Raw genomic sequence first — 13,704 nt, 5'->3', positions numbered from 1 at the left:
GGTCGCTAACAGTTACGACGGTGCCGGCGGACGGTCTCCTCGACCAGGTCCAGCACCGGGCCGAGGTCGTCGGCCGGCAGGCCCATGGCCAGGTGCGAGACCAGGCCCTCCAGGACCAGCTCCAGGAAGTCGGACAGCACCTCGACGGCGACGTCGTCCCGCAGGTTGCCGGCCTCGCGCTGGCGGCGCAGGCGGTCCTGGGTGGCCTTGGTCAGCTGCTCGGAGCGCTCGGCCCAGCGGGCCCGGAAGTCGGGGTCGGTCCGCAGCCGCCGGGACACCTCCAGGCGCGTGCCCAGCCAGTCGGCCGGGTGCTCCTCGTTGTCATCTTCCTTGCGGCCCGCGAGCAGGTCCCGCATGACCTGCACCAGGCCCTGCTCGGCGACCACCTCGGCCATCCGCAGCGCGTCGTCCTCGGCCAGCGCCAGGAACAGCGACTCCTTGTCCCGGAAGTGATGGAAGATCGCCCCGCGGGAAAGTCCGGTAGCCTCTTCCAACCGCCGCACGGTCGCGCCCTCGTAGCCGTGGCGGGCGAAGCAGGCGCGCGCGCCGTCGAGGATCTGACGGCGGCGGGCCTCGAGGTGGTCCTGGCTGACGCGGGGCATTCCTCCATCGTCTCGCCGTGGATCGCCAATTGCAATCCGTACGTACGGATTGCATACCGACCGTAACTGACGAAACATCCTATGACTTCAGTGGCGAGTGAAGGCAAGCGCTTTCACGTATTGACACCCGGACGGACAAATGGTGTGATCCACCTTACGGAGAAGGGCCCTTCCGCTCCGTTCCGCCGCCACCTGACACCCCTGCTGTGGGAGGAACAGTGGCACCCCCATCCCGATGGCGGCTCGCGCTCGCCGGTGGCCTGGCCGCGGCGGTCGCGCTCGCCGTGGCCGTGCCGAACGCGACCGCCGCGCCCAAGGCCGGCACGGTCTACGAGGCCGAGAGCGCGACGATCTCTCAAGGGACCGTGGCGACCAACCACACCGGCTACACCGGAACCGGCTTCGTCGACTACACCAACGTCACCGGCAGCTACGTCGAGTTCACCGTGAACTCGCCGACCGCCGGCAGCGCGCGGCTGGACTTCCGCTACGCCTTCGACGCGCCGGACAACCGCCCGATGGACGTGACCGTCAACGGCACCAAGGCGGTCAGCAACCTGTCCTTCCCGACCACCGGCAGCTGGACGACGTGGCAGACCGCCACCACCACCGTCAACCTGACGGCCGGCAGCAACAAGGTCCGGGCCACCGCCACCACCGCCAACGGCGGGCCCAACCTGGACAACCTCACGGTGACGCCGAACAACGTCGACACCACCCCGCCGACGCCGCCGACCAACCTGGTGGTCAGCGACATCACCCCGACCACCGCCCACTTCACCTGGGGCGCGGCCACCGATGACACCAGCGTCGTGCGCTACGAGATCAACCGCGGCGGCAACGTGCTCAAGACCGTGGACGGCAAGACGCTGTCGGCCACTGTGGACACTCTGACGCCCAACACCGCCTACGACATCTCGGTCGGCGCGTTCGACGCCGCCGGCAACGCGTCCCAGCAGAGCAACGTGGTCACCTTCACCACGCCGCCCAGCAACGACAAGACCCCGCCGACCGTGCCGGGCAACCTGCGCTCCACCGGTGTCACCGCGGACAGCGCCGCGCTGGCCTGGGACGCGTCCACCGACAACGGCGGCGTGATCGCGGGCTACGACGTGTACCAGGGCGCCACCAAGGTCGCCACCACCAACTCGACCAGCACCACGGTCACGGATCTCAGCCCCAGCACCAAGTACACGTTCACGGTCACCGCGCGCGATCCCGACGGCAACACCTCCGCGGCCAGCAACGCGGTCTCGGTGACCACCGCCGCGCCCGGCGGCAAGGGCGGCATCCCGGTGTTCGACAAGACGGTCGCCAAGCTGGACCTGCCGTGGGGCATCGACTGGCTGCCCGACGGCTCGGCGCTGGTGGCCGAGCGGGACCGGTTCGAGATCGACCGGGTCACGTTGGACGGCAAGGTGACCGTGCTGGGCAAGGTGCCCGGCGCCGTGACCACCAACGGCGAGGGTGGCGTGCTCGGCCTCGCGGTGTCGCCGAACTACAACACCGACCACTACATCTACATCGACCACACGGCGGCCAACGACAACCGGATCGTGCGGATGACCTACCAGGACGGCAAGCTGTCGACCACGTCGACGCCGATCCTGACCGGCATCGAGAAGAACCGGTACCACAACGGCGGCCGGCTGCGCTTCGGCCCGGACGGCAAGCTCTACGCCACCGCCGGCGACGCCAAGGACGGCGCCAACGCGCAGGACAAGAACTCGCTCAACGGCAAGGTGCTGCGGCTCAACGCGGACGGCAGCGCGCCGACCGACAACCCGTTCTACTCCTCGGGCGGCAACGCGCGGTACGTCTACAGCATGGGGCACCGCAACCCGCAGGGCATCGCCTGGGACTCCAAGGGGCAGCTGTGGGAGACCGAGTTCGGTGAGAACAGCCAGGACGAGCTGAACCTGATCAAGAAGGGCGGCAACTACGGCTGGCCGTCGTGCGAGGGCACCCAGGGCAACTGCGCCGGCTACATCGCGCCCAAGCAGACCTGGCCCACCGCGCAGGGCGGGCCGAGCGGCATCGAGATCGTGAACGACTGGATCTACGTCGCCGCGGTCACCGGCGAACGGATGTACGTGGCGCAGATCAACTCGGCCGGCACCGGCACCAGCACCCCGCAGTCGATCTTCGCGGGCAAGTGGGGCCGGCTGCGCACCGTCGTCAAGACGCCCGACGGCGGCCTGTGGGTGACCTCCACCAACAACGACAAGAACGGCGGCACGCCGGACGTGCTGGACAACGTCATCGTGCGGCTGAAGTTCCCGTAGTGGTTCTGCCGCCCTGTAGCACGGATTGACTCGCTGGCATAGCCCCCGTGGCCAAACACGGGGGCTATGCCAGCGTTTGGGTTCGGGTCCCGGCGGGCCGTGATATCACAGCTGTGACTGGCCGTCTAGTGGACAGGACAGCAGATGTCGATCAACGTCTTGCCGGGTGGGCTGCCGCTGCTCGGCCACGCGATGGATCTTCTCCGCCGGCCGCTGTCGTTCGTCGAGCAGCTGCGCGACACCGGTGGTGTGGTCCGGTTCAACCTGGGTCCGCGACCGTCCTATCTGATCAGCACACCCGACCTGGTCAAGGAGGTGCTGATCTCCAAGTCGCACTGCTTCGACAAGGGCGGGCCGCTGTTCAAGCAGTCCAAGCCGTTGCTGGGCAACGGTTTGGTCGGCTGCGACCGGGAGCAGGCCCGCCGGTCACGGCCGCTGATGAACCCGGCGTTCCACCACAGCCGGATGGCCCGCTACACCGAGGTGATGTCCCAGGTGTCGCGGGAGATCGCCGACGGCTGGACCGACGGGTCCACTGTGGACTTCGACGACCAGATGAACATCGCCACCATGGACGCGCTGACCCGGTGCCTGTTCGCCGGGGTCTCCGACACCGAGACCGCCGCCGAGGTGCGGACCGTGATGCAGGTGATCGTCAACGGCGTCGGGCGGCGGGCGTTCATCCCGATCTCCTTCGTGCACAAGCTTCCGCTGCCGCCCAAGCTGCGCGAGGACGCCGCCATGCGCAAGCTGCACACCGTGGTCGACGGCGTGATCGCCTCGTACCGGCAGGGTGGCGTCGACCATGGCGACCTGATGTCCATGATGATCATGGCTCAGGACGACGCCGGCAACGGCATGACCGACACCCAGCTGCACGACGAGGTCCGCAGCATCATGGTCGCCGGCACCGAGACGTCCGCGACGATGATGCTGTGGATGGCCTACGCGCTGCACCAGCACCCCGACATCCGCGCCCGCATGCAGGAGGAGCTGGACCTGGTCCTGGCCGGTCGCCGCATCGACTACGAGGACATCCCCAAGCTCGAGTACACCTCCCGCGTCGTGCAGGAGGCCCTTCGTCGCTATCCCGTCGCCTGGCTGCTCACCCGCTACGCCACCGTCGACGTCGAGATCGACGGCGTGACCATCCCCGCCGGCTCCGACGTCATGTTCAGCCCGTACGCCGAGCACATGGATCCCCGCAACTTCGACGACCCCTTCGCCTTCGACCCCGACCGCTGGCTGCCCTCCCGGGCCCGCGCCATGCACCGCCAGGCCTTCCTCCCCTTCGGCGCCGGCGTCCGCAAGTGCGTGGGCGAGTCCTTCGCCTTCACCGAGATGATGATCATGGTCGCCACCTTCTTCGGCTCCTGGACCATCACCCCTGTGCACGAGGACCCCGAGCCCACCGCCAGCACCACCTACCGCCCCCGCCACACCCACTTCACCCTGCGCCGCCGCTGATTCCAGCGCCTTCGGGGCTGACTCGAATCCTCCGACTCGGGTCAGCCCGAAACACCTTCCGGGCCTTCCTTGTCCGTGGCTACGGCTCACATCGGCATGGGGACCTGGTTGACCGGGTCGTCGAGCCACACCTGCTGGCGGTGCGCGGTCACCGTCAGGCCGAACTGGTGTCGGGCCGGCCGGCCGTGCTCGATCCACCAGGCATGAGCCGCCTCGGCCTCGTCCCACAATTGGCGCGGTCCGTATTGCCTGACCGGATACCGATCGCCACGCGCACCGGTTTCGGCCACGGCCGTCGCGGCTGACTCCGAGGCCACGTCGAACAACAGAACCTCGAACGTCCCCGGATGCTCGTCGTCCCACCACACCGACGACTGGACGCCGGGCAGCGACAATCCCACGACGAACGCGCAGTCGTCGTCGAACGCGAGATCGTCCGGGCTGATCGCTGTGCCGGACTCGATGGTGGCTGACGACTCGTCGACCATTGTGGACAGACGTGCCGCCCCCAGTGGCGTGCGCTGGTCGCGAAGTCGCATGAACGACGCGTTGTTCACGATTCGGCCGGTGGCCGTTCCATCGTCGTGGACGATCAGCGCGAGCAGTTCGCCGTTGTGGAAGGACGTGCCCGCCGGGGTGATGATCCGACCGTCGGGACGGGTCTGTCTCACCCACGCGTACGGGATCTGCCCGATCAGCACGGCCGCCGTGGAGATGATCCGGTCATAGGGCGCTGACCCGGGACAGCCTGCGGCCCCGTCCGCACACACGACGTCAGCTCCGGCACCGGCCTTCGCCAGTGACAGTCGTGCTTGTTCGGCCAGGACAGGATCGAGTTCGACGGTCGTCACCCGCTCGCCGCCGAGCCGCTGGGCCAGCAGTGCGGCGTTGTATCCGGTGCCGGTGCCGATTTCGAGCACCGTGTCGCCCGGCTGGACGTCCAGGGCGGCGAGCATGGCAAGGACGACGCTGGGCTGCGAAGCGGAACTCGTCACGAGCGGGCTCACGTCGGGCCATCCGACCCGGCCGTCGTCGAGCTGAGTGACGATCGGAATGTCTGAATAGATCGCGGCGGCCCACAGATCGGGCGCTGTGCCCCGGTCAATGGGACGCAATCGGCCGTGCTCGTCGTCGCACCACATCTGGTCCGGGACGAACGCGCCGCGATCGACCGACGCGAACGCCATGGCCCAGGCCGCCGGCACCTTGTCGGCGGCGCTCAGCCCGGCGACAAGATCTCGTTGTGTCGTCACTTGCCGTGCTTCCGGTCGGGTTTGTCCGCGTCGGGCTTCGGGCTTCCGCGCGGTCCGTGTGGCGGCCGCGCCCCGTCCTGATCGGTTTTGTCCTCGTGTTTCGCCATGTCTTCCCCAGATCGCGAGCTGTGTCGTGCGCGGTGACCACCGTGGCAGCCGGTCGGTGGGCACGACAGTCCCCAGCCGAGCGATGCGCGGTGCTGTCCCTCGATCGGGGGCGCTGTCACCTCGGGCAGGCGGGGCGGCACGGACGGTCGGCGAGTCCTTAAGAAGGGATAAACGATCGACGTCCTGACCTGGGATGTCGTGCGATTGTCAGACCCCACGTGTAGCGTCGGAACGACGACGATCACGAAGGGTGGTAACGGTGACTACCGTCAGTGTTACTCCCGCCGCCGATCCGGCGCCCGACTTACTCCGGGACCGTGAACGGGCCGAGGCCTACGTGGCCTCGGTCTGCTTCAAGCACGGGCCACCGCGGTACGTGGGGGCTGAGATCGAGTGGACGGTGCACCACGCGCACGACCGATGTCAGCCGCTCGACCAGGAAGTGCTAGCTAGAGCCCTGGGGCCGCACGCCCCCGCCACGCTCCGGCCGGACAGCCCGAACCTGCCGCTTCGCGGTGGTTCCCCTGTCACCGTCGAGCCCGGTGGCCAGGTGGAGATCTCCACTCCGCCCAAGACGACCACAGCCGACCTGCTCACCTCCGTCTCCACCGACATCGCGCAGCTCACCGACCTGCTCGCGGTGGAAGGACTGGAACTGGGCACGGCCGGCGCCGATCCCTATCGCCCCCCGCGGCGGGTGCTGGACACCCCGCGGTACGCGGCGATGAACTCCCGCTACGACCGGCTGGGACCCGACGGCGTCGCCATGATGTGCAGCACCGCCGGCCTACAGGTGTGCCTCGACACGGGCGAGGCGGGACAGGTCGCCAACCGCTGGAACGCGCTGCACGCGCTGGGTCCGGCGCTGCTGGCGGCGTTCGCCAACTCGTCGGGACTGGCCGGCGAGCCGACCGGGTGGGCCTCGGTCCGCACCCGCGTGGTGCTGGGCGCCGAACCCGCCCGCAGCAGCCCGGGCGAGACCGGCGACGACCCGGCGGCCCGCTGGGCCCGGCGGGTGCTGGACACGCCGATGATCTGCTTCCGGCATGGCGGCGACAGCTGGGACGTGCCCGGCGACATCACGTTCGCCGACTGGATCGGGGGCGCGCTGCCCGGCGTGCCCACGACCGAGGACCTCGACTACCACCTGAGCACGATGTTCACGCCGGTCCGGCCGCGCGGCTACTTCGAGGTGCGCTACCTCGACTCCCAGCCGTCCGACGACTGGAGCCCGGCGGTCGCCCTGCTCATCGCCCTGTTCAGCGCGGACGACGTCGTCGACGCCGTGCTGGACGCGGCCGCGCCCGCCGCCGGGCGCTGGCTGCCCGCGGCCCGGGACGGCCTGGACGACCCCAGGGTCGCCGCGGCCGCGGCCGCCGCACTGGAGCTGGGCCTGCGCAACACGCATCGGCTCGGCCTGCCGCCGGAGCTGTCCGAACCGGTGATCGACAGCCTCGATCGCCGGCTCGCGACGGCCACCGCGAAGCTTGGAGGCAAGACGCTGTGACGACATTCGATCTCCGTTCGACCATCGCCGAGGCGCTGGGGCGCTCGCGTGACCGCAGCACCCTGCTCACCGACGCCGTGGACGACGACGACCTGGTCCGCCAGCACTCCAAGCTGATGTCCCCGCTGGTGTGGGACCTCGCGCACATCGGCAACCAGGAGGAGCTCTGGCTGGTGCGCGACGTCGGCGGCCGGGAGCCGGTGCGCCAGGACATCGACGAGCTGTACGACGCGTTCCAGCACCCGCGCGCCCAACGGCCGGCGCTGCCGCTGCTCAACCCGGGCGAGGCCCGCGCCTACGTGCGGGAGGTCCGGGACAAGGTGTTCGACGTGCTGGACCGCACGCCGCTGGAAGGCCGCGAGCTGGTCGACAACGGCTTCGCGTTCGGCATGATCGTGCAGCACGAGCAGCAGCACGACGAGACCATGCTCGCGACCCATCAGCTCCGCAAGGGCGCGCCCGTGCTGCACGCGCCCAACCCGCCCGCGGCGCCCGCCGCGCCGCTGCCGGCCGAGGTGTTCGTGCCCGGCGGGCCGTTCCAGATGGGCACCACCATCGAGCCGTGGGCGCTGGACAACGAGCGGCCCGCGCATCAGGTGCACGTCGACTCGTACTGGATCGACACCACGCCCGTCAGCAACGGGCGGTACCTGGCGTTCATCGACGCTGGCGGCTACGACGACCCGCGCTGGTGGAGCGAACGCGGCTGGGCCTACCGCAACGAGGCCAACCTGGTCGCCCCGAGGTTCTGGCAGCGGGACGGCGATCACTGGGTGCGCACCAGATTCGGTGCGGTGGAACCGATTCCGCTGGACGAACCGGTCGTGCACGTCTGCTACTTCGAGGCGGAGGCGTACGCGGCGTGGGCCGGCAAGCGGCTGCCGACCGAGCCGGAGTGGGAGAAGGCGGCCCGCTTCGACCCGGCCACCGGACGGTCGCGCCGCTATCCGTGGGGTGACGAGGACCCGACGCCCGAGCACGCCAACCTCGGCCAGCGGCACCTGCGGCCGGCCCCGGTCGGCGCGTACCCGGCGGGGGAGTCGCCGCTGGGCGTGCGGCAGCTGATCGGCGACGTGTGGGAGTGGCTCGCCTCCGACTTCCAGCCGTATCCGGATTTCCGGGCGTTCCCGTACAAGGAGTACTCCGAGGTGTTCTTCGGCGGGGACTACAGGATGCTGCGAGGCGGCTCGTTCGGCACCGACAAGGCGGCCGTGCGTGGCACCTTCCGCAACTGGGACCATCCGATCCGGCGGCAGATCTTCGCCGGCTTCCGGTGCGCCCGCGACCACCGGCAGGACTGACGCCGGTGTGCCGCCATCTGGGTTATCTCGGCCCCGCCGTGCCCTTGACCGAGCTGCTGCTGGCACCGCCGCACTCGCTGCTGCGCCAGTCGTACGCGCCCCAGGACATGAGGCACGGCGGGACCATCAACGCCGACGGGTTCGGCGCGGGCTGGTTCACGCCCGGCGAGAAGGACCCGGTGCGCTACCGGCGCGCCGTGCCGATGTGGACCGACACCGCGTTCGCCTCGCTGGCCGCGGCGACACGGGTGACCGCCCTGGTCGCCGCCGCCCGGTCCGCGACCGTCGGCATGCCGGTGGTGGAGACGGCCAACGCCCCTTTCGCCGAGGGGCGCTGGCTGTTCAGCCACAACGGTGTCGTGCGCGGCTGGCCGGACAGCGTGGCGCTGCTGGCGCAGCGGCTGCCCGTGACCGACCTGATCACGCTGGACGCCCCGACCGACGCCGCGCTGCTGTGGGCGCTGGTCCGGCACCGGCTGCGGGCCGGGCAGGAACCCGTCGACGCCATCGAGGCAGTCATGCTCGAGGTCGCCGTCGCCGCACCCGATTCGCGACTGAACCTGTTGCTGGGCAACGACGAACTGCTCGTCGCCACCGCCTGGTGGCACTCCCTGTGGGTGCGGCCCGGCCCCGGCGCGGTGACCGTCGCCTCCGAGCCGATCGACGACGACCCGGCGTGGGTCGCCGTGCCCGACCACAGCCTCGTGTTCGCCACCAAGACCACTGTGGACATCCGACCCCTGGATCCAGGACGGCAGGAACCATGACCAACCCGGTAGTGGAAAACCACCTCACCGCCGACCACATGGCCCGCGCGCTGCGCAACGACGTGCGCGCCGGCCTGGCCGGTCCGCTGAAGTCGTTGCCGCCCAAGTGGTTCTACGACGCGGTGGGCAGCGATCTGTTCGAGCGCATCACCGAGCTGCCCGAGTACTACCCCACGCGGGCCGAGCGGGAGGTGCTGCGGGCCCGCGCCGCCGAGATCGCCGCCGTGACCCGGGCCCGGACCCTCGTCGAACTCGGCTCCGGCTCGTCCGACAAGACCCGCACCTTGCTGGATGCCTTGCGGACCAACGGATCCTTGCGCCAGTTCGTGCCCATGGACGTCTCCGAGAGCGCCCTGCGGTCCGCCGCCGAGACCATCGTCGGGGAGTATCCGGGCCTGTCCGTGCACGCCGTCGTCGGGGACTTCACCGAGCACCTGGCCCTGCTGCCCGGCGACGGTCCGCGGATGATCGCCTTCCTCGGCGGCACCATCGGCAACCTGCTTCCCGCCGAGCGCGCCAAGTTCTTCGGCTCCATCCGCGAGGTCCTGGAGCCCGGTGAATGGCTCCTGCTCGGCACCGACCTCGTCAAGGACCCGGGCGTGCTGGTGCCCGCCTACGACGACGCCCAGGGCGTCACCGCCCAGTTCAACCTCAACGTGCTCCGGGTGGTCAACCGCGAGCTGGACGCCGACTTCGACCCCGACTCGTTCGCCCACGTCGCGGTCTGGGACGCCGCCAACGAGTGGATCGAGATGCGCCTGCGGGCCCTGCGCCCCATGCACGTCCGCCTCCCCGAGGCCGGCATCGAGGTCGACTTCGCCGCCGGCGAGGAGCTGCGCACCGAGATCTCCGCCAAGTTCCGCCACGAGCGCGTCACCGCCGAGCTGGCCGACGCCGGCTTCACCCTGGCCCACTGGTGGACCGACGAGGCCCAGCGCTTCGCCGTCTCCCTCTCCCGAGCCGAATAACGCCCACCGCCCGCCGCGCCCGACGGCCACCCCGTCGGGCGCGGCGCCGTATCTTTCGACCCGGTGTCGGCGGTCCGTCGAACCGTTCGGGTCCGCACGACCGTGTGGCCGCCATGACCACTCTTCGAACCTTCCAGCTGCCCACCGAGGTCACCGGTTCGATCTGGGACATCTCGCTGGGCGTCGAACTCGTGCGCACCTGGCAGTCCGACGGCATCTTCCAGGTCGCCACCGGTGGCGTGGCCAACAGCATCACGGCCGCCGCCCTGAAGGAGAGCCGGCGCTTCTTCGCGCTGCCGCCGGCCGAGAAGGCGAACCTCGTCAGCGACCTCACCTACGCCGGCTACGTCGCCTCGGGGGAGGAGGTGACCGCCGGCGAGCAGGACTTCTCGGAGATCTTCACCGTCTGCCGGGACATTCCCGGCACCGACCCCCGCGTGCGCGCCGGCTGGCCGTGCCATGGCCCCGTCCCGTGGCCCGACACCATCTACCGCGACGTGATGGCCGCCCTCATGTCCCAGTTCGGGCTCGTCGGCGACAAGATCCTCAAGCTCACCGCCCTCGGCCTCGGCCTGCCGGACATGAACGCCCTCATCGACCTCGCCACCAACGGCTGGCACCACATGCGGGTGCTGCGCTTCCCGGCCCGGTCCGCCGCCACCAACCGGGGCATCGGGGCCCACACCGACTACGGCATGCTCGTCATCGCCACCCAGGACGACGTCGGCGACGGCCTCTACGTCCGGCCCCCGGTCGTCGGCGAGAAGCGCCCGCGCAACTGGCTCGACCACGAGAGCTCCGCCGGCGCCTTCGAGAACGAAGCCCCTTGGCACCTCGTCGATCCCGTCCCCAGCACCTTCACCGTGTTTCCCGGCGACATCCTCCAGTTCCTCACCGGCGGCGAACTCCTCTCCACGCCCCACAAGGTCAAACTCGCTCCGCGCGAGCGCTACTCCATCGCCTACTTCCACGAACCCGACTTCACCGCCGCCCTCCGGCCCTTCCGCGGCGGCGACCCCGACGACGCCATCCACTACGGCACCCACTTCACCAGCATGTTCATGCGCTGCTACCCCGACCGCCTCACCACCCGCCGCATCCTCGCCGACAACCGCCTGGCTGTGCTCACCCAGCTGCGCGACTCGGTGCTGGCCGGCTGACGCCGCGAGTCCCGCTCAGCGTCGGGGCGAGTTGCGGTGTGGGGCAGGGCGAGCCCCGCTCTCGGGCGCCAAGGCCCGAGAGCGGGACTCGCGAACGGTCAGCTGGCGGGCACTAGGGTCCACTTCTGGTTGGCGCCGCCGTTGTCGGACCACTGGATGACGGCCGCGCCGTCGGTAAGGGAGTTGTTGTAGGCGTCCAGCGAGAGGCCGCTGGAGGCGCTGACGATCTTGAGACGGTTGGGGCCGGCGTCGACCAGACGCCAGCGGGAGTTGGCGTTGCCGTCGTCGTGGTACTGGATGAGCTGGGTGCCCTGACTGGTTGACGCGCCAGGCACGTTGAGCAGCTTGCCGCTGTTGACGTTGGTGATGGTGTACAGGCCGTTGCCGGCGGGGGACAGGGTCCACAGCTGGTCGGAGCGCTCGTTGTCCTCCCACTGCAACACGTTCGCCCCGTCGGCGGTGGAGTCGTTGTCGACGTCCATCCGGCCGCCGCTGTTCAGGTTGACCAGCTTGTAGCGGGTGCCGGCGTCGACGATCGGGGTGAGCTGCCACTGCTGATCTGCCGAGCCGGTGCCGACGGCCTGCACGACAGCGCCGTTGGCCGCGCCGACCACAAGTCCGTTCTGGGCGCTGGTGATGGCCCCGCCGGACGACACCCGCCACTGGGCGGCCGCGCCGGTGTCATGGGACTGCACAAGCGCGGCACCGGGTGTCGCGTTGGGCACGGTGAGCAGCCGGCCGGAGCTCCGGTTGACCAGCTTCACGGTGCCGGCGCCGGTGGACACGGCCTGCCACTGCTGGCTGGTGCCGCCACTGGCGGCGCGCTGCACAACGGCGGAACCGTCGGCGGACGACGTCACGTCGAGCGCGCCGTTGGCGTTGCCGACCGTGTAGTACATGCCGGTGTAGTGGAAGCCGGCGGACGGCACGACCCGCAGCAACCGCGACGCGTGCGGCGCCAGCGAGGTGCTGAACGTGTCGGTGGCGGTGCCGAGATCGGTGTGCGTCCACAGGTCCCGCACCGATGCGGCGCCACCGAAGCCCAAGTCGCTCCAGCGGGCCGTGACGGTCGCGGTGGAGCCGGTGAGGTTGAACAGTGCCACGGTGTAGCTGCCGTCGGCGTTGCCGGTGGCCCAGGTCTGCGTCTGGGTCAGCCGGTCCACCGGCCGGGCCGCGTTGCCGCGCTGGTCCACGGCCAGCACCTCGTCGTTGGTGAGCAGCGACAGGTCGTCGGCGGTGAGCGCGGTCAGGTCGGTGCCCAACGTGATCGGGGAGGCGGTGACCGCCCACAGCGTCATGGCGGTGCGCCGCTCATCGGCGGTCAGGCCGGTGTTGCCGCCGCCGATCTCCAGGGAGTCCGGGTCGTTCCAGCCGCCCGCACTCGCCCAGTCGGTCCAGTTCGGCAGGTCGCCGAACCGCTGGGACACGTTGTTCCAGTTCGTCAGGGTGCTGCAGTAGCACTCGACGTCGCCCTCGATCCGCCACCCGTTGGCGTACTGCTTCCAGGTCGCGGCGTCCGACAGCGCCAGCGAGTTGGACAGCTCGAAGTGGATCGGCCGCCCGGCCTGGTTGAGCGCCTGGGACCAGTGCTGCACGTCGGGGATGTCCCAGTCGCCGACGCCGTCGAGCTTGATGTAGTCGACACCCCAGGACGCCAGCTGGTTCGCCCAGGAGTTCAGGAACGCCTGCGCGGCCGCCGGGTTCTTGGCGAAGTCGATGTAGTACATCGAGCCGTTGCCGAAGTTGTAGTTGGTCTCGTACTTGCTGGTGTCGGACACGATGTCGCGGGCGTGCCACGAGGTGCCCTCGATCGCCGTGTTCTGGTTGTACGCGGCGACCGGGATGCCGGGCGTCAGGTACATGCCGAACTTCTCACCGAGGCCGTGCACGTAGTTCGCGACCGCGGCCATGCCGTGCGGGAAGCGGTTCGGGTCGATCGCCCAGCGGCCGCCGCCGTCCACCGTGGTCGACGGGTTCAGGTAGTAGAAGTCGTCGATGTTGAGGTAGGTGTAGCCGTGCGCGACGAGCCCGCTGTCGTGCATCGCGCGGGCCTGCGCCTCGATGTTCGCCTCGGTCGGGTTGTTCCGCACGAAGCTCCAGCTGCTCCAGCCGAGCTGTGGTGTCGAGGCCACGCCGTTGGCCTGCATCGGAGCCAGGCCACCCGACGTGGTCTGGTTCTCGACGCCGCGCGCGTGTGCGGCCGGCAGGGGCAGCACGCACAACAGGGCCGCGCAGAAAAGTGAATGTGTCAACCGTCTGAAGGACAACGCCCACCCTCACAGGGTC

At 69.8% G+C, this 13,704-nt stretch carries 10 protein-coding genes; 7 read left to right on the top strand and 3 right to left on the bottom strand.

Going from position 1 to position 13,704, the window contains the following annotated elements; all coding sequences use genetic code 11:
• Window positions 1–5: 5 nt before the first annotated feature.
• Window positions 6–602: a TetR/AcrR family transcriptional regulator gene (locus JJ691_RS21625; protein WP_211770536.1), complete on the bottom strand. Its 597-nt coding sequence runs from the start codon at window positions 600–602 to the stop codon at window positions 6–8.
• Window positions 603–820: 218 nt separating this feature from the next.
• On the opposite strand from JJ691_RS21625, the gene JJ691_RS21620 reads away from it, so the two are divergent.
• Window positions 821–2,887 carry a PQQ-dependent sugar dehydrogenase gene (locus JJ691_RS21620; RefSeq protein ID WP_211770535.1) on the top strand — a complete coding sequence of 689 codons (2,067 nt, stop codon included), beginning with the start codon at window positions 821–823 and terminating at the stop codon, window positions 2,885–2,887.
• A gap of 144 nt (window positions 2,888–3,031) precedes the next feature.
• A complete protein-coding gene (locus JJ691_RS21615; protein ID WP_211770534.1) occupies window positions 3,032–4,354 on the top strand; it encodes a cytochrome P450 in 1,323 nt (440 codons plus the stop codon).
• An 86-nt stretch (window positions 4,355–4,440) separates the two neighbouring features.
• Here JJ691_RS21615 and JJ691_RS21610 read toward each other — a convergent pair whose 3' ends face one another.
• Window positions 4,441–5,778: a methyltransferase domain-containing protein gene (locus tag JJ691_RS21610; RefSeq protein WP_249228101.1), complete on the bottom strand. Its 1,338-nt coding sequence runs from the start codon at window positions 5,776–5,778 to the stop codon at window positions 4,441–4,443.
• Between the two features lie 274 nt (window positions 5,779–6,052).
• Here JJ691_RS21610 and JJ691_RS21605 point away from each other — a divergent pair, with 274 nt between their 5' ends.
• The 5 genes from JJ691_RS21605 (at window position 6,053) to JJ691_RS21585 (ending at window position 11,418) form a co-directional block, all read left to right on the top strand.
• Complete coding sequence (locus JJ691_RS21605; RefSeq protein WP_442912779.1) at window positions 6,053–7,222, top strand: glutamate-cysteine ligase family protein; 1,170 nt, start codon at window positions 6,053–6,055, stop codon at window positions 7,220–7,222.
• A complete protein-coding gene (egtB, locus tag JJ691_RS21600; protein ID WP_211770532.1) occupies window positions 7,219–8,523 on the top strand; it encodes an ergothioneine biosynthesis protein EgtB in 1,305 nt (434 codons plus the stop codon). Before JJ691_RS21605 ends, egtB begins: the two co-directional genes overlap by 4 nt.
• A gap of 5 nt (window positions 8,524–8,528) precedes the next feature.
• Window positions 8,529–9,290, top strand: a complete 762-nt coding sequence (gene egtC / locus JJ691_RS21595; protein WP_211770531.1) for an ergothioneine biosynthesis protein EgtC — start codon at window positions 8,529–8,531, stop codon at window positions 9,288–9,290.
• A complete protein-coding gene (gene egtD / locus JJ691_RS21590) occupies window positions 9,287–10,258 on the top strand; it encodes an L-histidine N(alpha)-methyltransferase (protein ID WP_211770530.1) in 972 nt (323 codons plus the stop codon). Before egtC ends, egtD begins: the two co-directional genes overlap by 4 nt.
• A gap of 113 nt (window positions 10,259–10,371) precedes the next feature.
• Window positions 10,372–11,418, top strand: a complete 1,047-nt coding sequence (locus JJ691_RS21585) for an isopenicillin N synthase family oxygenase (protein WP_211770529.1) — start codon at window positions 10,372–10,374, stop codon at window positions 11,416–11,418.
• 98 nt (window positions 11,419–11,516) lie between these two features.
• On the opposite strand, the gene JJ691_RS21580 is transcribed toward JJ691_RS21585, so the two are convergent.
• The gene (locus JJ691_RS21580; RefSeq protein WP_211770528.1) at window positions 11,517–13,670 is read right to left on the bottom strand and encodes an alpha-galactosidase; all 2,154 of its coding nucleotides are present in this window, start codon (window positions 13,668–13,670) and stop codon (window positions 11,517–11,519) included.
• Window positions 13,671–13,704: the final 34 nt, after the last annotated feature.

Source organism: Kutzneria sp. CA-103260 (genome assembly GCF_018263855.1).
GTDB lineage: Bacteria > Actinomycetota > Actinomycetes > Mycobacteriales > Pseudonocardiaceae > Kutzneria.
The sequence above is the reverse complement of the archived record's forward strand: the minus strand, read 5'-3'. Positions and strand labels throughout refer to the sequence as shown.

Bases quoted from the DNA above. Each gene is read 5' to 3' on its own strand.
- egtD (WP_211770530.1), top strand. From the start codon at position 9,287: ATGACCAACCCGGTAGTGGAAAACCACCTCACCGCCGACCACATGGCC.
- JJ691_RS21615 (WP_211770534.1), top strand. From the start codon at position 3,032: ATGTCGATCAACGTCTTGCCGGGTGGGCTGCCGCTGCTCGGCCACGCG.
- JJ691_RS21625 (WP_211770536.1), bottom strand. From the start codon at position 602: ATGCCCCGCGTCAGCCAGGACCACCTCGAGGCCCGCCGCCGTCAGATC.
- JJ691_RS21585 (WP_211770529.1), top strand. From the start codon at position 10,372: ATGACCACTCTTCGAACCTTCCAGCTGCCCACCGAGGTCACCGGTTCG.